Origin of the sequence: Bacteroides acidifaciens (assembly GCF_024623065.1) — a bacterium.
GTDB lineage: Bacteria > Bacteroidota > Bacteroidia > Bacteroidales > Bacteroidaceae > Bacteroides > Bacteroides acidifaciens.
Genome location: NZ_JANJZR010000003.1, coordinates 15,729 through 37,659, shown reverse-complemented (window position 1 = coordinate 37,659; position 21,931 = coordinate 15,729). Strand labels below are relative to the sequence as shown.

Below are 21,931 nucleotides of genomic sequence, written 5' to 3'. Positions count from 1 at the left end.
TATTATTTATATCTATTTATATTCCTCATATTTATAACCATAGCCGTAGCCATAGCCGTAACCGTAGCCATATTTTTTCTTTTCAATATGGCTGTCATTCAAAACGATACACAAGTGATTAAACTTACCTTCCTTGTGTAGTCGCTCCAATTCCGGAAGATAGCGACGGTCAAGCTGTCCGTCACGAATGACATACAAAGTCAATTCTGCTACACGATTCACAATGGCGGCATCTGCCACAACTTGTGCCGGAACATTATCCAATATGATATAGTCATAACGTTTCTTCAGTTCCTCTATTAATTTCTCCAACCGGTCGCTCATCAATAGTTCGGAAGGATTAGGCGGAATAGGACCAACAAACAGGGAGTCGACAGACGGATGAATCAGTCCTTTATCCAAGATGCTGTCAACATCATTATGCTGTCCTGACAGGTATGTACTCAGCCCGTCTTTATGCTTAATTCCCGCCAATTTACTCTGCGTTCTCTTGCGCATATCAGTATCGACCAATACCACTTTTTTCCCGGCAATAGCGATTGCCACCGCTAGATTGCGGGATACGAACGACTTTCCTTCTCCCGGCATAGTGGAAGTGAACATGAGGACACGCGCGTCTTTCGCAACAAAGTTTATATTGGCACGAAGCAGACGGAACGATTCGGAAATAAAGTCATTCTTCTTATCGTCTACCACGATAGCATCGTCTGCCATGTCTTCTTTACGGGAAGGAATCTCACCCAAAAGCGGAATGGTGGTATAATCTTCAATATCCTTTCTACCGCGGACGGACGTATTCCACAACATAGTTAATATCTGGATTCCCAACGGGATAGCCAGTCCTACAGCTAAAGCCGCCAGCAGAAAAGTTGCAGGATGAGGCGCGATAGGTGCATTGGAGCCGAACGGTGACTCCACCACACGGATATTCGCTTCGGTCACTGCCAGTTGCAGTGCGTTCTCTTCACGCTTGTTTAACAGGAAAGTATATAACGCTTCTTTGATGGATTGCTGACGGATAATACTTAATGCCATCTTCTCCTGCTTGGGCACAGCCTGAATCTCTGAGTTGATCTGACGTTCTACCGCACGGGTCTTTTCCAGTCGCAGTCGAAGGTTCTTGATATAGTTATCCATGGAACCGGAAATTACCGTACGCATCTCTGCCAGGTTCTTATCTGCCGTCTGCACAACGGGATTCTTTGCACCGGATTCAGCCAGCAGATGGTTGCGTTGAAGCATCAGTTCATTGTATGCGGTTATCTGACTTTGGACGCTTGCGTCTCCGACACCGGATACGTTAGGTATCAACTGATTGTTTCGGGTGGCATCCAATAAATAGCTTTTAATGGATTGGGCTATGGACAATTCCGTTTCCATCTGAAGGTTTTCGGTCTTCATCCGGCTGCTTTCCGCAAGAAATTGCGACCCGTTCCCTTCCGAGCCTATAATCCGGTTACGCTGCTTGAAGTCTGTCAGTTCTTCTTCCACATCGCCCAACTCTTTTCCGATTACCGCAATACGTTCGTCTATAAACTTGGCGGTGTTTACCGCTATACGGTTCTTGTCCTCGATGATGGTTTCATTATAAACATTAATCAAGGCATTCAAAATCGCATCGGCACGGGATACATTATCTCCGGTACAAGTAATCTGCACCATAGTAGTACCTTTGCCCGCAAGTGAAGTAGAAATACCACTTTTATATATAGCTGCCGCCGTTTCGGGGCTTATTCGTGTCACTGAAACAAGCTTGCCTATATAAGCACTTAAATTTTCCGGTTTCAAATTCACAACTATTCTTCCCGCTTCTGTCTGAACAGTATCCCCGTAAGCATATTTTTTATCTGAAATGGTGTAATTCTTTACGTCCAACGGGGTCACCTTCGTACGGTAATAAGCATGATACGGATCTATGAAATTCACTTCAACCGGAGATTCCGCATATAAAGATGTATTACGGAAAAAGCCTTCTTTCTCATATGACACATCCAAATGCAGCCGATTGACAACCTCTCGTACCAGTTGATGGGAACGGAGTATGAACATTTCATTTTCAACGCCACTGCCGGTAATTCCGCCTTGCAACTCCAGCATAGCCGAGATGTCGGAATTCGCAGTCTTTCCTCCCGTCTTTACCAGCATTACAGCCTGACGCTGGTAAACAGGGACCAAGGTACGGGTATATAGATAAGCCGCACTTACACAAATAAATACTGAAAGGGCAAACCAGTACCATTTAGCAATGAGCAATTCTACAATATCACGCAAATTAATATTGAGTCCGCTTTCCTTGACTGTTTTCTCATTATTTTCCTGTGTATATTCCATCTTATTATTTTGCAAGAATAAATACTAATGATAATATAGAAGCCAATACGCCGATAATGCTGCTACCGGCAGACAGGTAGGTAAGTGCGGAACTTCCTTTCACATTTATAGCCTTGTTGGGTTCCACATAGACCACATCATTCTGCTGAAGATAAAAAACCGGTGAGTTCAGGATATCTTTTCCGGAAGTAAGATTGACGCTATAACTCTTACGTTCACCATTTTCCTCACGGATAACCAGAATATTCTCCCGATGGGCTGTCGGCGGCAAATCACCTGCCAAGCCGATAGCTTCGAGGATGGTCACACGTTCACCGGGCAAGTCTTTTACTCCGGGACTGCCCACTTCACCGAGAACGACTATTTTTGCCCCCTTGAAGCGTACCAATACGGTAGGGTCCTTGATATACTCACCTTCGATAAGTTTGTTTTTAATCGCAGCCGCCAATTCCTGGCGTGTCAATCCGGCCGCCTGCATCTCGCCCAAAACAGGTATTTCTATCTTACCACTCTGGCTGACTAAAAGGCCGGTGGTTTCCTGAATATTCGTAGACGAACTTGAGCCTAATACCTGGCTGTTCGCGAAAGGAGTCAACAACTCAGGAGCCTTACTATTAATCGTAATCAGAAGCTGGTCATCCGGTTTGATACGCAATTCATAATTGCTTTCTATTCTCTGTGGATTCTCATGCAACTTATCAGCGCCTTGCAGATAAAGCATTTTTTTGGATGACACACAAGAGGTCATCCCGCCCAAGACACATACCAACAGCATAAAAAGAAAAGGAACTCTACTGCTTTTCATATTCATTACAAATTGAGGATAAAATTAAAGAGAGGGGAATTAGTTTTTCGCGCTGATTGACTCTACATAACCAATAGGCATATCAACACAAGCACAGCCAAGCATATTCAAACGGACGGCAATCTTGCTCTTGCCGTCAACATTGACCAACTCACCGACAAGTCCGGTCAAAGGGCCTTTGACAACACGGACTTTTTCACCACGTGCCAAAGGAGAACTGTTCATACAGATTGCTTCTTCGGAATAATCAAGCATAAAACGGAAACGAGCCATCTGATCATCAGGAATCACCGCCGGTGTACTCTCACCCCGCATCACCATATAGCGGCTCACTGTAGAAAAACTCAAAACCTCCATACGCTCTTTCGGATCAACATGAACAAAAACCATCATTGGGAGCAGGACTGACTCGACCATCTTACGGCGGTCACTCCATTGATGAATTTCTTGTTGGACAGGAACGAAATTCTCAATCCCCATTCTGTCCAAACGCTCGGCAACCTTCTTTTCGTGATGCATACGAACCAAAGCTACATACCAGCGTTTAGAGTGTGCTACGCCTTCCCCTGTCCCATTGCTAGGCCCAGCAATTACTGATTTTCTCTTCGTTAAAATCATGTTTTTTTACCCCATTTTTGTCCGTTACTTCTTAGGTAACGGAATGAGCACACACACAACAATGGAAAGGAAAATTATGCACATAAACAGAGCATAAAAAAGAGAAAATCCTAATAATCAGAGAAAAAGCTCATGATTTTAGGCAATAAAAAGTTAGAGCATGAAAAATCTATTATTTCATGTTCGGATTGTTTTTTGCTCTATGTTTCAGATAAAACTAAAAAAAGTGAAGAAATATTTGTATGCTATCCATGTTTTTGTCTATCTTTGCCCCAAATTTAAATCCGTTACCTAAGAAGTAACGGATGATTATTACCACTGATTGCCAATATATTACGCCAAAATCATCTGTTAGTGCAGTAGTTTCTTACGTAAGATAAATTCCCTTTATTTACCTTTGTACGTTCTTCAAGTCCGAAGCCTTTCAAGTAGATTTGTGTGGTTTTTATAGATTTATGCCCCAATGATTCACTAATCATTTCAATTGAGACTCCCCGGTATTTGGCGGTAGTAGCCCAGGAGTGCCGGAACGTGTAGGAAGAAACCGGAGATTTCAGATGCAACACTCTTGCCAAATCTTTCAGGCTATTATTAAACCGACGGAGAGCGGACTGGTATTCCCGATAAGATGCTACATCTTTCCGTTTCTTGTCACCACGAAGAATATCAAACAGATAATCCGGACAATCGGGCAAAGACTCCTGCTTGTTCCGTAGTTGCTCAATCATCTCCTTTGCGCTGTCCAGCACCTCCACACTCATGGGAGTCTTGGTCTTGACACGGTTATAACGCAGCACATTGCTGTCCAAAGACGACTTCTCCAGGTGAGCCAAGTCGGCGAACGACATTCCGCAAAACTGAAACATCAGGGCGGCAATGGCTTGCGTACGACGTAAACGTTCCGACTTCGGGTCTTCATACAAGAGTTTATGAAGTTCGGCAGCAGGCAAAGCTTTTTTCTGACGGACATCCACGCCTGTATAGACATCACCGAACAATCGCGGCACGTAAGAGGCATTCCCCGCTTCCACCCCCCGATTGTAAATGCTACGGAGCATGCGCATATACGTAGAAACCGTATTAGGCTTCAACCCACACTCGCAAAGATACTGACCGTATAGTCGTAAACGCTCACGGGTGACTTGCCTGAACGACACATTGGATATGCCGCAAAATTTGCAGAAAGAAAAAAGGGCGTTTTTGTAGACGTGCGCTGTAGAGTGGCGTCCCTCTTTTCGCAAACGACCGATGTAGAGTTCCCCACATCGGCTAAATCCATTTTTACTCATCATTTACATCGCTAGTTATTTTATACATATATACCATTTGGCAGGCGGCAAAAGAACGAATCTTTTTGCATAACCGGAACGTATATACTAAACGACACGTGATTATTGACATTTTTTAATATTACCAGATTCACATAAAAAAATATCCGGATGCCCACAAAAGAACATCCGGATATTACTCCCTCTTTACCTTTTTAACTAATTTACCTTTCTGAATAGTTTGCCAGATTGTAACATACCGGCTTCGTGCTATTACCCACACGGTAAATACCGAACTTAAAATAGTAGCCGTCTTTGTCGTTACGTCCAATCAGGATTTTCTCATTGTCTACGATATGTTTACTAACCTTTTTTCCTTTGTCCCGATAATCCATCTGCACATCGAGCATACCCGGCTTCACGATTGTTTCGGCTTCTTTTCCGTAGACCGTCCAGTCGATATGGATGCGGAATGTAATCCAGCAATCTTTCGGGAAGTCTGCGAAAGGCATTTTGTAGGCGATGGTAGATGCTTTATACTCAGATGTCACAGGTTTCATAATCTGAGTTCTCTCTACATTTGCGTTGCAACGGTCATCTTTGTCTGTCAACCACCTACGATCGGAGTTTGCCTTGATATAAAACCAGCCACCTGAGAATCCGAACGCCAGTGGCGGGTATCCTCCCTGTTCAACCAGCCATCCGTTGGCTTTGCCGGCTACATACACCGGATTGCCTTGTTTGTCTTTAACCGGATTGCCCTGCTTGTCCAGTTTGACTTTTTTCTCGTGTCCTATGTTTTTCTTGAAGATAGTAGACTTATCCAGTTCGATGAATTCGTCAACTGTCAGCGTCTTCACTTCGCCCTGCGGAGTCTGCACCAAGGTACGGTCGGGCATCCCGTGCCATTGGGCGAAAATTGTCGAGACATCACTGCCCAGTGTAGAAGGGATATATACCGAAAACTCATAGTCGCGGGAGGAACCTTGCGGACAAGCCCCTTTACCATGATGATATACAGTTTTCATTATTTGTGCCTTTTTATACGTATCGGCCGGTTTCCCTTTGAAATCATCGGAAGTTGCATAGCAATAAGAAAATTCCGCACGCCCTTTTGTTTCCCCTTTTGCGTAACCCGACAACGTGTTATCATCTTCTTTCAGTTCAAAGCGATAAGAAGGTTTGCCGTTGAACATACGGGTGAAGTCGCGTTGAATGGCATGTGTTTTTTTGGTTCCGACCGCTACCCAACAGCCGTCTATTATCTGGTCGACACGTGCCGAATCTGCCTGTACGTTTACACGCTCGGCAAGCGGAACCAGCGTTTGTGTATTTTTAGTCTGGGCAGTCATTGCCATATATCCTACCACTACCGCACAGATAGCTAAAATGTTTTTCTTCATTCTATTTGGTATTAAGTTTGTTGACGGTGCAAAAATACGAAAGGCAACCTCTTCGGCTGCCTTTCTTTTGTCTCAAATGTTTTCACATTTGTGTAATTCTGCTGTCAATACCCGCTCACAGGCTCAATTGAACGATTCGTCATCGTATGCTTCTTCAAGCATATCCACTTTTTGTATGCTCATTTTTCCATCGGCTGTGATAGTGATAGAAAGCGGCATATACAAATCTGTCTGCGGATAACAAACACTGGCGGCATATACTATTCCCTGTGGAGTGGTCTTGTCATACACGATTCCTTCGAGGACAGAATTCGACAGGAATTTAGCATCTACTACGGATGAAAAATCATTCTTGGTAAATGTTTTATCAAACACTTTCTCGCTGCCACGTGTCAGGCGCAACACGATTTTATTATCGACATAGGTATCTCCCATTTCGTTGACGACATGAGGCAGATTTTCATCCGGTGTGCGCGAAACCATGGAATGATAGTCTTTTCCTTTAAACTTAAAGTCTATTTCGCTTTTGGAAGTTTGCATACGTTGCAGTCCGTGAGCGTCCACACTGTCCATTGTTGCCAACGTTGATTCATTATTTGAAGTTCCTTTTTTACCGCCACAAGCAGTCGCAACCACTGCCAATGGCAACAAAAGCAAATAAATTAGTTTTCTCATACGTAAGTTTTCTGTTTATAAATAGGTAACAAAGGAACAAAAAGAGCGGGATATTTACAAGTGTAACCGACATTTTTCCTACATTTACGAAATAAATCTTGCAAATCTGATACCATAAACAAGTAGTACAGTGTTTGGGAGTACAGACCCACTCATTTATTTAATACCTTTAAGAGACAAATTTATTGGAAGCTTTTTTATATCTTTACCCCGAATCCAAAATTATTTATACCTGAAAAGAAAAAATGAACATGAAACACCAAAAACAGTTAGCAACTGTACTTTTGTTGGGAGCCGCTTGCAGCCTGCAAGCGCAGCGCAGCGAGACGCTGCTCGAGAAGAACTGGAAGTTCAGTAAAGGAGATTTTAAAGAGGCCGGTCAGCCGGAGTTTAATGACACAAAATGGGAATCGGTCGTCATTCCGCACGACTGGGCTATTTTCGGTCCTTTCGACATGAACAATGACCTTCAGAATGTTGCCATCACGCAGAACTTCGAGAAAAAAGCATCTTTAAAGACAGGACGTACCGGGGGACTGCCTTATGTAGGCTCCGGCTGGTATCGTACCAGTTTTGACACTCCTGCCGGCAAAGAAGTAACCTTGCTCTTCGACGGCGCTATGAGTGAAGCCCATATCTATGTGAATGGGAAAGAAGTCTGTTTCTGGCCTTTCGGCTACAATTCTTTCCATTGTAACGTCACTCCTTTCCTGAATAAAGACGGAAAGAGTAATATACTGGCTGTACGGCTGGAAAACCGTCCGCAGTCTTCGCGCTGGTATCCGGGAGCGGGCTTGTATCGCAACGTGCACCTGATTGTTACTGATAAAGTCCACGTGCCTGTATGGGGAACACAGATTACAACTCCTCATGTGAGCAAGGAATTTGCAGCCGTGCACCTGCAGACAAAGATAGACAATGCCGGTGAGAAAACGCAAATCCGCATAGAGACGGATATTCTTTCACCGGACGGAAAAATAGTTACCCGTAAAGAGAATACAAGCCGTATCAATCACGGACAGCCGTTCGAACAGAATTTCATTGTAAATGCACCTGAACTCTGGTCGCCGGAAAGCCCGTCGCTCTACAAAGCGATTTCCAAAATCTATGCAGACAACAAGCTGGTAGATACTTACACCACCCGCTTTGGTATCCGTAGCATCAAGTACATCGCCGATAAAGGTTTCTACCTGAATGGAAAACACCGGAAATTCCAAGGAGTATGTAATCATCACGACTTAGGCCCGTTGGGAGCGGCTATCAATGTAGCGGCACTCCGCCACCAACTTACTCTTTTGAAAGATATGGGTTGTGACGCCATCCGTACATCACATAACATGCCGGCCCCCGAACTCGTTGAACTATGTGACGAAATGGGATTTATGATGATGATTGAACCGTTCGACGAATGGGATATTGCCAAATGTACCAACGGTTATCACCGTTATTTCGATGAATGGGCGGAACGCGACATGGTGAATATGCTTCACAACTACCGCAATAACCCTTGTGTGGTAATGTGGAGTATTGGTAATGAAGTGCCTACTCAGTGTAGCCCCGTCGGTTATAAAGTGGCTAAGTTCCTGCAAGACATCTGTCACCGTGAAGACCCGACCCGTCCTGTGACTTGCGGAATGGACCAGGTAACTTGCGTGCTTGCCAACGGCTTTGCGGCTATGATTGACATACCGGGACTTAACTATCGTACACAACGTTATAAAGAATCTTACGACCAGCTTCCGCAGAACTTGATTTTGGGCAGCGAGACAGCTTCTACCGTCAGCTCACGCGGAGTCTATAAATTCCCGGTGGAAGATAAAAAAGGAGCTAAATATGAAGACCACCAATGTTCTTCGTATGATGTGGAAGTATGTCCGTGGTCAAATATCCCGGATGAAGATTTCGCCTTAGCCGATGATAACCACTGGACTATCGGGCAGTTCGTATGGACAGGATTCGATTACTTGGGCGAACCTTCGCCTTATGATGTCGATTCATGGCCGAATCATAGTTCTATGTTTGGTATTATCGACCTTGCCAGTATTCCTAAAGACCGTTACTATCTTTACCGTAGCGTATGGAACAAAAATGCAGAGACGCTGCATATCCTTCCTCATTGGACTTGGCCGGGACGTGAAGGTGAAGTAACCCCGGTATTCGTATATACCAACTACCCGACAGCCGAACTGTTTATCAATGGAAAAAGCTACGGCAAACAAAGCAAGAACAACAGTTCCTTGAAGAGCCGTTACCGTTTGATGTGGATGGATGCCGTATATGAACCGGGCGAAGTTAGAGTAGTAGCTTATAACAAAGACGGAAAAGTTGCAGCAGAAAAGACAGTCCGCACTGCCGGTAAGCCTCATCATATCGAACTGGTGAGCAACCGCAACGAACTGACTGCTGACGGAAAAGACTTGGCTTATGTCACTGTGAAAGTAGTAGACAAGGACGGTAACCTCTGCCCGGCAGATAGCCGCCTGATAAACTTCTCTGTAAAAGGAGCCGGGAAATTCCGGGCAGTAGCCAACGGCGACCCTACCAATCTGGAACAATTCCATCTTCCGAAGATGCACGCTTTCTACGGAATGCTGACCGCTATTGTACAGACGGATGAAATGGCCGGAGAAATCATACTGACTGCCAAAGCAAGCGGTGTGAAAGCCGGAACAGTCCGTCTTCAAGCAAAATAATTACGCTATTCCAAATTTGACCTTATAAGAGAGCCGGATAATCATGGTAGTCTTTTCTGATTGCAACAGATTATCCGGCTTTCCCAAACATATTCGATAAGTTGACATAAACAACCATCAAATGGCCTTCCAAAAAGACTGAAAATCCCGGTATTTGCCGTAGCAAACCAGCTCATCCCCCTCTTCTACTTTCTCGTTCTCCGGCAGTTCGTTCTTCACATGAAGTTCCGTCAGGGAAATCCCCAGGCAATTGGTTATTTTATCCGCACGCTTCAGCCCGATGAGTTTCAGATGGAATTCTTCATACAAGTTCAGTTCATTGACAAAGTATCCCACAAACTTCCTCGGTACGGTGAACTTTACGACATAGTATTCCGAATCAATGCGGAAAGCTTCCATGTTTGTCCCGAAATCAAGTAATTGTACCAGACTGCGGGCTGCATCCTCTTCCGGTGTCAATATTTTCTCCAGGCTGAAAGCTTCCAGCACAGCTTTATGAACCCCATCAATTGCACGGGCATAAATACGAGTCACCTTTTTCTGTTTCAACAAAGCTACCACCCGCACAGACGCACCGAAATTCTCGCCAATCGCGACAATCACTACGTCCACACTATTCAGCGGAAGAACCGACAAGGACTGTTCATCCGTCGCGTCAATCACAAATGCAGTGGCAATCTTGTCTTTGATGCTGTCCACACGGCTCTCACTAATATCCGCACCAATAATCTCGTGTCCCAATGCAGACAATTCTTCGGCCAGCATATAGCCGTAATTTCCTAAACCGATAATAATATACTTCATATCTTTAGTTTATGATTATGTTATCACTCGGATAACGGTATTTTGTATTCTTTTTCTGTTTCACAATTCCGAGCATCAACGTAATCAGCCCCACACGCCCGATAAACATCAATAATGCCACCAATAATTTACTTGCGTCACACAACTTCGGAGTCAGATTCAAGCTGGAACCTACCGTACTAAGTGCCGACACACATTCGAAAGTCAATGCCATCAATGATACCTGAGGTTCAAGGACGCTCAATATAAAGATAAAGAGGAACAGCACTCCCAATGACATGACTACCGTAGCATTGGAACGCCGGATAGAATCGTGCGAAAGCTCCCTGCCGAATACCTCTACACGCTCCGTTCCACGCAGCACAGCTACAAGGTTCAGGACAACTACTGCAAAAGCATTTACCTTCACACCACCGGCAGTAGACTGGGCGCCCCCACCAATCCACATCAAGACTAAATAAACCAATAAGGTCTGCACACCCAACGAAGTCAGGTCTACGCTGCTAAAACCTGCTGTTCGCGGACAAGTGGCATTAAAGAAAGCCTGCGTCCATTTGTCTGCCACAGGCATTCCTGCAAATGAAGCGTTCCATTCAAAAGCGGCAATCGCCAACGTGCCGATAACCAACAGCAGGAAAGTCATTATCAGTACAATCTTCGTATTCAGATTATAGAGATGAAGCGTACGGTGCTTTTCCAGTTTGCGGGTACGTACAAACCTCCAGAAATGACGCAAATGATACAATACAATATCTTTGAAATTGACCAGGATAGGAAAACCGATACCGCCCAAAATAACCAGAAAAGAAACAGAGATAAACAACCAATTATGATTAGTCATCACCATCGGATTGCCCAAATTGCCGGAAAGCGTGGAGAACCCGGCATTACAGAAAGCAGAAATGGAATGGAAAGCAGAAAAAGCCAGTTCACTCTCCAGACTCATTCCCAATGTGCCGTGAATACTGAACCAGATAGAAACCATGCCGATGCCTTCAATCACCAAGGTAAATCCGAGTATATATAATAAGGTGGACAGCAACGAACCTAACGAATTGGAACTGACCATATCGCGTACCACCAACTGGTTGTAAAGAGAAGTATTCCCCATAAAGAACATCGCAAAGAAGCTGGTCAAGGTCATCACTCCCAATCCGCCTATCTGAATCAGCAGGATAATGACAACAAGACCACCGGTAGTAAACGTAGTCGCCACATCGACCGGGACTAATCCCGTGACACATACCGCACTCGTAGCCGTGAACAACGAATCAACCCAAGTAATGCCATTCACCGTACATCGTGGCAACATCAGCAGCCCTGTACCAATCAGAATAATAGCAAGAAAGCTGACTGCCAGCATCAAAGACGGATTGGTACGGCGTCCCAACAGGCGCACCAGGCCGTTGGACAAATTCAAGAAAGAGAAAATCAGCAATAATACCAAATGATAGAACTTTCCATGCAGGAACCCCCAAAACTGCAGAATAGCTCCTTCCTCCTCCGGTTGATGAAAAATAACAGGTATCAAAGTGAGATATAGCAAGACACTCAATATCCATGCCAACCCTCGATATTGTTTCTTGGTACTTCGGTATTCAAGGGAGATATGCAGGGTGACATCAATCAGAAAGATAACCCATACGGCTTTATACAGGACTTGTATTTTCGCTATTTCATCCACCGACAGCGGAAAGCCATGTTCGTAAACAACCCCGACAATCAGCGCAAGAGACGCTAAATAGGTCAATGCTCCTACCAAGCCTAATATAATATGTATATAAGGTTTCAGCAGTTTGTTTTGGTATAACAAGAATTTATGATAAATCTTCATATCATATTTTTTATAACATCGCGCAAACTTAAATAAAACAACAATCGAAACCGATTCTTTGTTGACAAAATTATCCGAATATTAAAAATTTTGTCTACATCTGGCAGCAGAAAATTAAAAGCCACAATATTATGAACGACGACACAATTTTGCTCCGGTCCATATTCATGCCGGTGGTCTTCGTTACCATGGCGCAGGTGTTATCGTTTCCCTGTTGCTCAAAGACGGTCTGATGGAAGCGGTGGATATATCTTTTTCTATTTTTCATTATACTGTATAGAAAAGATTTTATTACCTTTGGCGCCACTATTAATCTTACGACCTAATAATGAGCTATCTAAAAAATATAATAATCTGTCTGTTCTTTCTATACATAGGAACAAATCCTGCTTTTTCCGAGATTCCGGAACAAATAAATTTCTCTTATATTTCTATTAATGAAGGATTGTCGCAAAGTACCGTATTCGCCATTGACCAGGATAAACGGGGCAATATGTGGTTTGCTACCTATGATGGAGTGAACAAATATGACGGGTATGCCTTCACAGTCTATCAGCACAATGAGGATGACCCTAACAGCATAGCCAATGATATTTCGCGAATTGTAAAAACAGATAGCCGGGGACGGGTTTGGATAGGCACACGGGACGGGCTGTCATGCTATGATGAAGAAAAAGACCAGTTCAACAACTTTTTCTACGAGAAGAAAGGGAAACGGCAGCAAATCAACGGCATTGCCGAGATTTCACCGGAACAATTGCTTATAAGCACACCGGAAGGTCTTATCATGTTCGACATAAAAGAATCCAAATTTGTGGACGATTCTTTCGGCACAGCCATGCATAAGATTATAGCCACCGCTCTTTACAGGCATGGAGATGTAATCTATATCGGTACAATGGAGAACGGGCTTTACAGCTACTCTATCCCACAGAAAAGTCTGGAAAAGATGACTCCTATATCAGACACCAAACGGATTCAATCTATCTTGCAGCAATCTCCCACCCGCATATGGATAGCGACCGAAGGAGCCGGCTTGCTTCTGTTCAACCCGAAAACCAACGAAGTTAAGACATACCTCCATTCCTCTTCCAATCCTAAAAGTATCAGTTCCAATTATATCCGTTCGTTGGCACTGGATTCACAAAACCGTTTATGGATAGGTACATTCAATGATTTGAATATTTATCATGAGGCAAGTGACTCATTTATCTCATATAGTAGTAGTCCGGTAGAAAAAGGCAGTCTGTCGCAACGTTCGGTTCGCAGTATCTTTATGGATTCGCAAGGAGGCATGTGGCTTGGAACTTATTTCGGCGGATTAAACTATTACCATCCCATCCGGAACCGGTTCAAGACCATACAGCGTATTCCTTATAAGAACTCATTGAGCGACAATGTAGTAAGTTGTATTGTAGAAGATAAGGACAAGAATCTTTGGATAGGAACCAATGACGGCGGACTGAACCTATACAACACCAAAACACAACAGTTTACACATTATGCATTGCAGGAAAACGAACGGGAAATAGGAATCGGTTCCAATAACATCAAAGCCGTATATGTAGACGAGCAGAAGTCATTGGTATATATCGGTACTCATGCCGGCGGACTGACTGTTCTCCACCGCAACAGCGGACGAATGGAAAGTTTCAATCAGACCAACAGCCGGTTGGTGAATGAAAACGTATATGCTATTATCCCCGACGAGGGCGGCAATCTCCTGTTGGGAACATTGAGTGCTTTAGTCAGCTTCAATCCCGCCCAACAAAGTTTTACGACCATAAATAAAGAGAAAGACGGTACTCCGTTCACACCCCAGCAGATTACAACCCTGTTCAGGGATTCACATAATCGGCTTTGGGTCGGCGGTGAAGAAGGGATATCAGTTTTCCTGCAACAAGGATTGGATATACAAAAGGCTTCTATTCTTCCGTCGTCTTCCGTTACGAAAATGTTCACCAACTGCATTTACGAAGCAAATAACGGTGTCATTTGGATAGGTACGCGTGAGGGGGTCTATTGCTTTAATGAGAAAGAAAAGAAAATCAAACGATATACCACTGCCAACGGTTTGCCTAATAATGTAGTCTATGGTATCCTGGAAGATACTTTCGGACGACTCTGGCTGAGTACCAACCGGGGTATTTCCTGCTTTAACCCGGAAACTGAAAAATTCCGTAACTTTACCGAATCGGACGGTCTGCAAAGCAACCAGTTCAATACTTCCTCATACTGCCGCACTTCCAGCGGGCAAATGTATTTCGGGGGTATCAACGGTATCACAACTTTCCGTCCGGAATTGCTGCTGGACAACCCTTATACCCCACCTGTAGTAATAACCAAACTGCAACTGTTCAATAAAACAGTCCGCCCCGATGACGAGACCGGCATCCTGACCAAGAGTATCAACGAAACGGAAAGTATCACATTGAAATCATGGCAAACGGCTTTCACCATCGAGTTTGTGGTATCCAACTATATTTCGGGACAGCACAATACATTTGCCTATAAGCTGGAAGGTTATGACAAAGAGTGGTATTATCTGACAGACAAACGTTCTGTCTCCTACTCCAACCTGCCGCAAGGTACTTATCATTTCCTCGTAAAGGCTGCCAATAGCGACGGAAAATGGAATATGACTCCCACCGTACTCGAAATCACAGTCCTGCCCATATGGTACAAGACTTGGTGGGCGATACTTCTTTTCCTCGCCACTTTCATCGGTTTCATCACTTTCGTATTCCGTTTCTTCTGGATGCGGAAAAGCATGGAAGCGGAACTGGAGATAGAACGCAGGGACAAGGAGCACCAGGAGGAAATCAACCAGATGAAGATGCGTTTCTTCATCAATATTTCTCATGAATTGCGTACTCCGCTGACCCTTATCTTAGCTCCTTTACAGGAAATTATCAACAAGATAAGCGACCGCTGGACACGGAACCAACTGGAGTATATCCAGCGAAATGCCAATCGCCTGCTGCATTTGGTCAATCAGTTGATGGATTACCGCCGGGCCGAACTTGGAGTGTTTGAATTAAAGGTGAAAAAAGAAAATGCCCACCAGTTGATACATGACAATTTCCTATTCTATGATAAACTGGCGCGTCATAAAAAGATTACCTATACGCTTCACTCGGAATTGGAAGACAAAGAGGAACTTTTCGATCCCAATTATCTGGAACTGATTGTCAACAATCTGCTTTCAAATGCTTTCAAATATACAGAAAGCGGACAAAGCATTACCGTGACTCTGAAAGAGGAAAATAACTACCTGATACTGCAAGTCAGTGATACAGGTATCGGCATTCCTATCAACAAACAAGGAAAGATATTCGAACGATTCTATCAGATTGAAAGCGAGCACGTGGGAAGCGGTATCGGTCTTTCATTGGTACAACGCTTGGTAGAATTACATCACGGCCGCATTGAACTGGATAGCGAAGAGGGTAAAGGCAGTACGTTCTCTGTATATCTTCCGCAGAATATAAACACCTACAAGCCATCCGAATTAGCTTCCATTGATAACAAAAACGAAGAAGAACAGGTATATTCTACCAATTCCAAAGAGATGTATTTCATTGATACGGAAAAGGTGGAAAATGAAACCATAGAATCAGGTGACAAAAAACGGGGAACAATTCTTATCGTAGAAGACAATAACGAAATCCGCCATTACCTAAGTAGCGGACTTGCCGAACTCTTCAATACACTGGAAGCCGGAAACGGTGAAGAGGCTTTGGAGAAACTGAAAGAGAATGAAGTGGACATTATTGTTACGGATGTCATGATGCCTGTGATGGATGGTATCAAGCTATGTAGGAATGTGAAACAGAATATCCGTACCTGCCATATCCCTGTTATTATCCTGTCAGCCAGAAGCGAGATTAAAGACCAGATGGAAGGTCTGCAAATGGGTGCGGATGATTATATCCCCAAACCATTCTCTCTTGCCATACTGACAACAAAGATACAGAACATGATGCGTACTCGCAGGCGTATGCTCGAACGGTATTCCAAATCTCTGGAAGTGGAACCGGAAAAGATTACATTCAACGCCATGGATGAAGCTTTACTGAAACGCGCCGTTGCCATCGTAGAAAAAAACATGGACAACATCGAATTCTCTACAGACGAGTTTGCCAGAGAAATGAATATGAGCCGTTCCAATCTACATCTGAAGTTGAAAGCTATCACAGGTGAATCTACTATCGACTTTATTCGCAAGATTCGTTTTAATGAAGCTGCCAAATTACTGAAGGACGGACGTTATACGGTAGCCGAAGTCAGTACGATGGTAGGATTCAACACACCGTCTTACTTTGCTACAAGTTTCAAGAAGTATTTCGGATGTTTGCCTACGGAGTATATCAAGAAGGCAAAGGGATAAGCTAACAACAATGTATAAGACTGTACTTTTCTTCTTGACGGATTTGAGCCAAAATATAATCTTACAATATCCCTCTCAAGAATTAAAAAGTGAAAATCTGCTGTCACCTGTCACCTATTTGCATTTAAATATTTGATTATAAGCATGCTATAATGTGACAGCAAGCTATGACAGCACGGTGACGGCATTTTTGCTGTCACCGAATAAAGTTCCAAGGTAGTTTCTCCTAATTGAAACTTTTGTTTCAACAGGAAGAAACTTAAGTTTCATAAGCTTGAAACTAAAGTTCCAAGCTGGTGAAACTTTTGTTTCAAGCCTATGAAACCGGAGTTTCTAAGGCAGGAAACAAAATGTTTCCCTACAGCTAAGAAATAGGAACAAGGTAGGTTGTGATTCTTAAGTAACGTAAGAGAGAGATTATGAGATTATATTTCGAATCATTCCGATTAGTTACACTTATCCTTCTTATTTCTCCAATCCACCATGATTTCCCCAATCATTATGGACTAAAATTCATCCAATAGAACACCTAAAAATGTACAAAACCAACGCTACAAATACAATTGGATTAGATTACATTATGATATATAAAAAGCCTGATATCAGATATATAACAGTTTTCTTAGACAGAAATGATATATGATTCAACAAATTTAATATCAAAAAAATCATTTTTGAACAAAGCTTGAACAAGACAGCTTAATGAATAGGAATAAACAGATTACATTTGCAAACAGTAAAATATAACTTTTAATAATTAAAACCTAATAAAAGCATGAAGAACATCTTCTTTGTTACTTGCGTGTTCACAGCCATCACTTTTACAGGATGTGTGGACGACGATGATGATTTATTATCTGGTGAAATTAGTTCTGGTGTAGAAATACTCCCGGAAAATAAGCCTAATGATGTCGTCGAACCTAAACTCTTTGATATTATCAATCTCGATTACCCCGGATTGGAAAAGGTTAAATCTTTCTACGAAGCAGGCGAGCATTATTATGCAGCTCACGCACTACTGGAATATTATAGAACAAGAACTAATGTGACAAATCCTGGATTATCTCTTGTGAATGTAACAATAACAGATGCAGACCAAGCCAAAGCAGATTACGCATTGGAAGATTACCGTTTTCACGTGAATAATTTTTTTGAAGACGCTAACGCCTTAAAGCCTTATTCTATAAAGAAAGATGATAAAATCAATTGGGAGTATTCACCGGAAGGTGCATCAGATGAATACCAGAAACAATTGCATCGCCATCAATGGTTCATCCCACAAGGTAAAGCTTATCGAGCAAGCGGTGATGAAAAATATATTGAATCATGGATTGCAACCTATACAGATTGGATTTTACAGAATCCTAAACCGGAAACGGGAACAAACACAACATCTTGGTGGCAATTACAAGTAGCAAGCCGCCTCAATGATCAGGTCGAACTATTTGAATATTTTAAACATTCTAACAACTTTACTCCTGAATGGTTATCCACTTTCATTGTCTCTTTTGCCGAACAAGCAGATTTCCTGGTTGATTATCCATATACAGAAGGAGGAAATATCTTGGTTACCCAAGCTAAAGCATTGGCTACAGCCGGAACATTAATGCCTGAGTTGAAAAATGCCGAAGTGTGGATAAATACAGGTTATCAAACACTTGCTCAAGAAGTGAAAAGTCAATTCTTGAATGATGGATGGCACAAAGAGATGTCACTATGTTACCATATAAGTACCGTCAATAATTTCTACGAGATAATGAGAGTAGCAGATGCCAATCACTTATCGGAAAAGCTCCCTGCTGATTTCATTGAACCACTTCGCAAAGCGACAGAAGTATTAATGTACTTCACGTATCCAAACTATTTCCAAAAAGGTTCAGATAACATTGTTCCGATGTTTAATGATTCTTGGTCACGAACACGTAGCATAATCAATAATAATTTTAAAAATTATGTTGAAATGTTTTCAGATAGCGAAGAATTAAAATATATGGCAACTGCCGTTAATGGAAACACGCCACAAGGAAAGACCCCAAATAATGACATGAAACTATTCGATCAAGCCGGATATTATGTATTACGTAATGGATGGACACCCGCTTCCACAGTTATGATATTTAGCAATAATAAGAGTAATGATCTTTCTGCAGTTCTTAGTAGTTGGACTCATAATCAAGCAGATAATGGAACATTTGAATTATATAGAAATGGACGCAACTTCTTCCCAGATTCAGGAGTATGTACTTATTATACAACTGGTGGAGATAATAGTTTACGCAATTGGTTCCGTGGTATTGATAAGCACAATACTTTATCGTTAAACAAAAAGAATATCACAAAAGCAGATGGTAAATTACTAAAATCAGAAAAAGGCAATACTGAACTAATAGTATTTGAGAACCAAGGATATAACAATCTGAAACATCGTCGTGCCGTATTTTATATAAAAGATAAAGACTTGATTGTTTTAGTGGATGAAGGTATAGGCACAGCAGAAGGAACCATCAACCTAAGCTTTAACCTTTGTGAAGGAAGCAATACCGAAGTTGTCATGGATACTCAGGAGAATGGAGTCCATACTGCTTTCAAAGATAATAACAACATCTTAGTCCGTACATTTGCTAACAAAGAAATTACTTGTTCTCCTTTTACAGGACGTATTTCATACGAAGTAAAGGGAGAATACAAAGAAAGACAATCATATACTATTGATATGACAAAGGCAGCTGATGAAACTGCTCGTTATATAACTGTCATTTATCCTAATAATGACGTAAACAGCCTCTCTGCTCAGTTTACAGATAACGGATACAGCGAAAACGGAGCCGCAATAAAAGTGGTCATCAACGGAATAGAATATTCTTTATCATATACCTTATAATTAATAACCTTTTAGAACATGAAATCTAAATTTAAGCAAATTAATTCATTTGCATGGAGATTCGCCACCATTTGTTTGTTGGCAGTTCTCGGCGTTGCCTGTTCGGATTCTGAAACGACAGACACTACTCGATTTACACTCTACTATACAGGTTTGACCGACATTGGGCCTTCTATGAGTGGAACAATTGCAAGTCCTACGTATAAAGGTAGCACTCCTTACGATTTTGTTATCACCAACGTGACACTTAACGGAGAACAATATAATACAACGGAGATTTTTGAAATTGACAGCAATACAGGTGCTATCACCCTTACTAGTGCAAAAGATACTCCTGTAGGACTTTTCAAAATATCTGTTTCTTGCTATTCCGATGGCAAACGCTATGATTATGCAGATGTCATTGAAGTGAATATGATGAAACCTGTTCCTGATGGTATAATAGTAGAGCCGAACTGGTTAGAAACTGACTATGAAAATATCATCAACAATGATGACGCACTACAATTACCAACAGCACATGTTAAAACTGACGGCAATCATATATCTATTACTGGCTATAAAATAGCCTCTGTTATGTATAATAATGTAGCTATAGATCAGCCTAACAAATATTTCACAATATCCAATAGTGGTGAATTCTCCATTGTAAAAGGAAACACAGCCATTAAACCTGGTGTATATACCATTTCACTTCGATTGATAACGGCGGCAGTAGACGAAGAGGAAGAAGAAGGAATTTTTGAAAATGCAATCCAAGTAAATATCACATCCAAACCTCTATCACTTGTCTATACGCCTAATGAAGGAAAAATAGAAGAAGAGACAGCACAAAGCGGACAAACAACGTTCACTAGTTCAGTTCCGGAGTTTGTGGGTTCCTTGGAAGAAATCCAATATAGCATCAGCAAAATAACACCAGCAACAGAAAAGATTCAGATCGATGCAACAACCGGTGTGTTGACTGTTGCAACGGGGCATCAGTTTGCAGCTGGAGAAAATTATGTGGTCAATGTGAAAGTTGCGAATAAGTTCGCTCCAGAAGGTGTAGAATTTGAAGAATGCTTTACACTTAGCACAGTAGAATATATCAATCCTGTAGCCAACTTCACATATTCTGCTACTAAAGCGACACAGGCAATCGCATTTAGCGTAGAAAAAGCAGCCAACTTCATAGGTGATGAGGTGTGGTATGAATTTGTAAATTTGCCGGAAGAATTGAAAGAACAAATTAACATCGGAGAGAGAGACGGTATAATTTCTGCAGTACAAGGCAACACCATCAAACCGGGTACGTATAGCATCCAAGTAAAAGCTTCTAATACAAAAAATGAAGAAATTGCTACTTTGGTTCTGACAGTTGAAGAAAACCCAAATTACTTCACTTATATCCGTTATGGAAACAATTTGGGACTTACTCCTGTTGAGAATTATGCTAATCAGTTTAGAGTAGCATCAGGAGAAGAATTAACAGCTTTGAAGCTTACTCCAGAAACAGACCTCAAACCAGGAGTCTCTGTTAAATGGGAAATTACAAGTTTACATCAATCAGGTAATATAAAAATTAATGATGAAGGTGTTATCACTACTGCATCTAAAGATTATAAAGCAGGTAATTGTGGTATTGCCTTGATTGAAGCAACAGCCGGAAACGGTCCAACAGCAGTCACAGTTAAGACACCTATTTTTTTCCGTTATTCTTCTGTAGTTTCTGGTGTGACTATTGAATATACTCCTTTTGTACTACAAGCAAATCCACGTAAACAAACGCGTTCTGTTGTACCTGTAGTAACAGGAACGGATGATTTATCCAAAATTTATTTAGATTATCGAAGAACATTCAACTATTACAACATCAATGGAGCAACATCTGATGGAGTTGCACATGGAAGTGGAGTGATAACTTCTAATACTTTCTTACAGTATCTTTGGGATAAGTGCGAAGCTGATTATAGTACAAAATTCCCTATATCTTATTACAGTGACACGAAGGGAACCATAAAAAATGATTTAACAAATAACACATTAGCCTACGTAGACAATACAGACAATAGTTCTAATAGACTTTCTGTTGTAGTCAATGCAAATCAATGGGAACACGATGGCTGGGCTAACGGATGTTTTATTGCGCAAATGACATTTGTCACTAATGGCAATGTTGCCAGCATTAATTCAGGTTCACAGATTTTCCCGTTAGTTATCTGGCTTGACACAAAGTTCTAATGAAAA

Annotated in this window: 12 protein-coding genes; 4 read left to right on the top strand and 8 right to left on the bottom strand. The window is 42.1% G+C overall.

Going from position 1 to position 21,931, the window contains the following annotated elements; all coding sequences use genetic code 11:
- Positions 1-12: 12 nt before the first annotated feature.
- The 6 genes from NSB03_RS01260 to NSB03_RS01235 all read right to left on the bottom strand — a co-directional run bounded on the left by NSB03_RS01260 (position 13) and on the right by NSB03_RS01235 (position 7,100).
- Entirely contained in the window at positions 13-2,331 is a 2,319-nt protein-coding gene (locus NSB03_RS01260; RefSeq protein ID WP_024986230.1) for a GumC family protein, read from the bottom strand.
- 4 nt (positions 2,332-2,335) lie between these two features.
- Positions 2,336-3,136 (bottom strand): polysaccharide biosynthesis/export family protein, encoded by an 801-nt coding sequence (locus tag NSB03_RS01255; protein WP_228767179.1) that lies wholly within the window; start codon positions 3,134-3,136, stop codon positions 2,336-2,338.
- Positions 3,137-3,175: 39 nt separating this feature from the next.
- Entirely contained in the window at positions 3,176-3,754 is a 579-nt protein-coding gene (locus tag NSB03_RS01250; protein ID WP_024986232.1) for a UpxY family transcription antiterminator, read from the bottom strand.
- A 344-nt stretch (positions 3,755-4,098) separates the two neighbouring features.
- Positions 4,099-5,046, bottom strand: a complete 948-nt coding sequence (locus NSB03_RS01245) for a tyrosine-type DNA invertase cluster 3b (protein WP_135035009.1) — start codon at positions 5,044-5,046, stop codon at positions 4,099-4,101.
- Between the two features lie 200 nt (positions 5,047-5,246).
- Positions 5,247-6,425: a heparin lyase I family protein gene (locus tag NSB03_RS01240; RefSeq protein ID WP_257466156.1), complete on the bottom strand. Its 1,179-nt coding sequence runs from the start codon at positions 6,423-6,425 to the stop codon at positions 5,247-5,249.
- Between the two features lie 123 nt (positions 6,426-6,548).
- Entirely contained in the window at positions 6,549-7,100 is a 552-nt protein-coding gene (locus tag NSB03_RS01235) for a DUF4738 domain-containing protein (protein ID WP_024986233.1), read from the bottom strand.
- Between the two features lie 245 nt (positions 7,101-7,345).
- Here NSB03_RS01235 and galB point away from each other — a divergent pair, with 245 nt between their 5' ends.
- Positions 7,346-9,793 (top strand): beta-galactosidase GalB, encoded by a 2,448-nt coding sequence (gene galB / locus NSB03_RS01230; RefSeq protein ID WP_371826224.1) that lies wholly within the window; start codon positions 7,346-7,348, stop codon positions 9,791-9,793.
- 117 nt (positions 9,794-9,910) lie between these two features.
- Here the strand turns inward: galB and NSB03_RS01225 are convergent, their stop codons facing one another.
- Together NSB03_RS01225 and NSB03_RS01220 are read right to left on the bottom strand one after the other, a co-directional pair.
- Entirely contained in the window at positions 9,911-10,597 is a 687-nt protein-coding gene (locus tag NSB03_RS01225) for a potassium channel family protein (protein ID WP_024986234.1), read from the bottom strand.
- Positions 10,598-10,601: 4 nt separating this feature from the next.
- Positions 10,602-12,431 (bottom strand): TrkH family potassium uptake protein, encoded by a 1,830-nt coding sequence (locus NSB03_RS01220; RefSeq protein ID WP_024986235.1) that lies wholly within the window; start codon positions 12,429-12,431, stop codon positions 10,602-10,604.
- A gap of 328 nt (positions 12,432-12,759) precedes the next feature.
- Between NSB03_RS01220 and NSB03_RS01215 the strand changes: the two genes are divergently transcribed.
- The 3 genes from NSB03_RS01215 (at position 12,760) to NSB03_RS01205 (ending at position 21,925) form a co-directional block, all read left to right on the top strand.
- The gene (locus NSB03_RS01215) at positions 12,760-16,821 is read left to right on the top strand and encodes a hybrid sensor histidine kinase/response regulator transcription factor (RefSeq protein WP_024986236.1); all 4,062 of its coding nucleotides are present in this window, start codon (positions 12,760-12,762) and stop codon (positions 16,819-16,821) included.
- 775 nt (positions 16,822-17,596) lie between these two features.
- Positions 17,597-19,702: a heparin-sulfate lyase HepC gene (hepC, locus tag NSB03_RS01210; protein ID WP_024986237.1), complete on the top strand. Its 2,106-nt coding sequence runs from the start codon at positions 17,597-17,599 to the stop codon at positions 19,700-19,702.
- 18 nt (positions 19,703-19,720) lie between these two features.
- Positions 19,721-21,925 carry a surface glycan-binding family protein gene (locus tag NSB03_RS01205; protein WP_024986238.1) on the top strand — a complete coding sequence of 735 codons (2,205 nt, stop codon included), beginning with the start codon at positions 19,721-19,723 and terminating at the stop codon, positions 21,923-21,925.
- Positions 21,926-21,931: the final 6 nt, after the last annotated feature.

Bases quoted from the DNA above. Each gene is read 5' to 3' on its own strand.
- NSB03_RS01260 (WP_024986230.1), bottom strand. From the start codon at position 2,331: ATGGAATATACACAGGAAAATAATGAGAAAACAGTCAAGGAAAGCGGA.
- NSB03_RS01255 (WP_228767179.1), bottom strand. From the start codon at position 3,136: ATGAAAAGCAGTAGAGTTCCTTTTCTTTTTATGCTGTTGGTATGTGTC.
- NSB03_RS01250 (WP_024986232.1), bottom strand. From the start codon at position 3,754: ATGATTTTAACGAAGAGAAAATCAGTAATTGCTGGGCCTAGCAATGGG.
- NSB03_RS01245 (WP_135035009.1), bottom strand. From the start codon at position 5,046: ATGATGAGTAAAAATGGATTTAGCCGATGTGGGGAACTCTACATCGGT.
- NSB03_RS01240 (WP_257466156.1), bottom strand. From the start codon at position 6,425: ATGAAGAAAAACATTTTAGCTATCTGTGCGGTAGTGGTAGGATATATG.
- NSB03_RS01235 (WP_024986233.1), bottom strand. From the start codon at position 7,100: ATGAGAAAACTAATTTATTTGCTTTTGTTGCCATTGGCAGTGGTTGCG.
- galB (WP_371826224.1), top strand. From the start codon at position 7,346: ATGAACATGAAACACCAAAAACAGTTAGCAACTGTACTTTTGTTGGGA.
- NSB03_RS01225 (WP_024986234.1), bottom strand. From the start codon at position 10,597: ATGAAGTATATTATTATCGGTTTAGGAAATTACGGCTATATGCTGGCC.
- NSB03_RS01220 (WP_024986235.1), bottom strand. From the start codon at position 12,431: ATGAAGATTTATCATAAATTCTTGTTATACCAAAACAAACTGCTGAAA.
- NSB03_RS01215 (WP_024986236.1), top strand. From the start codon at position 12,760: ATGAGCTATCTAAAAAATATAATAATCTGTCTGTTCTTTCTATACATA.
- hepC (WP_024986237.1), top strand. From the start codon at position 17,597: ATGAAGAACATCTTCTTTGTTACTTGCGTGTTCACAGCCATCACTTTT.
- NSB03_RS01205 (WP_024986238.1), top strand. From the start codon at position 19,721: ATGAAATCTAAATTTAAGCAAATTAATTCATTTGCATGGAGATTCGCC.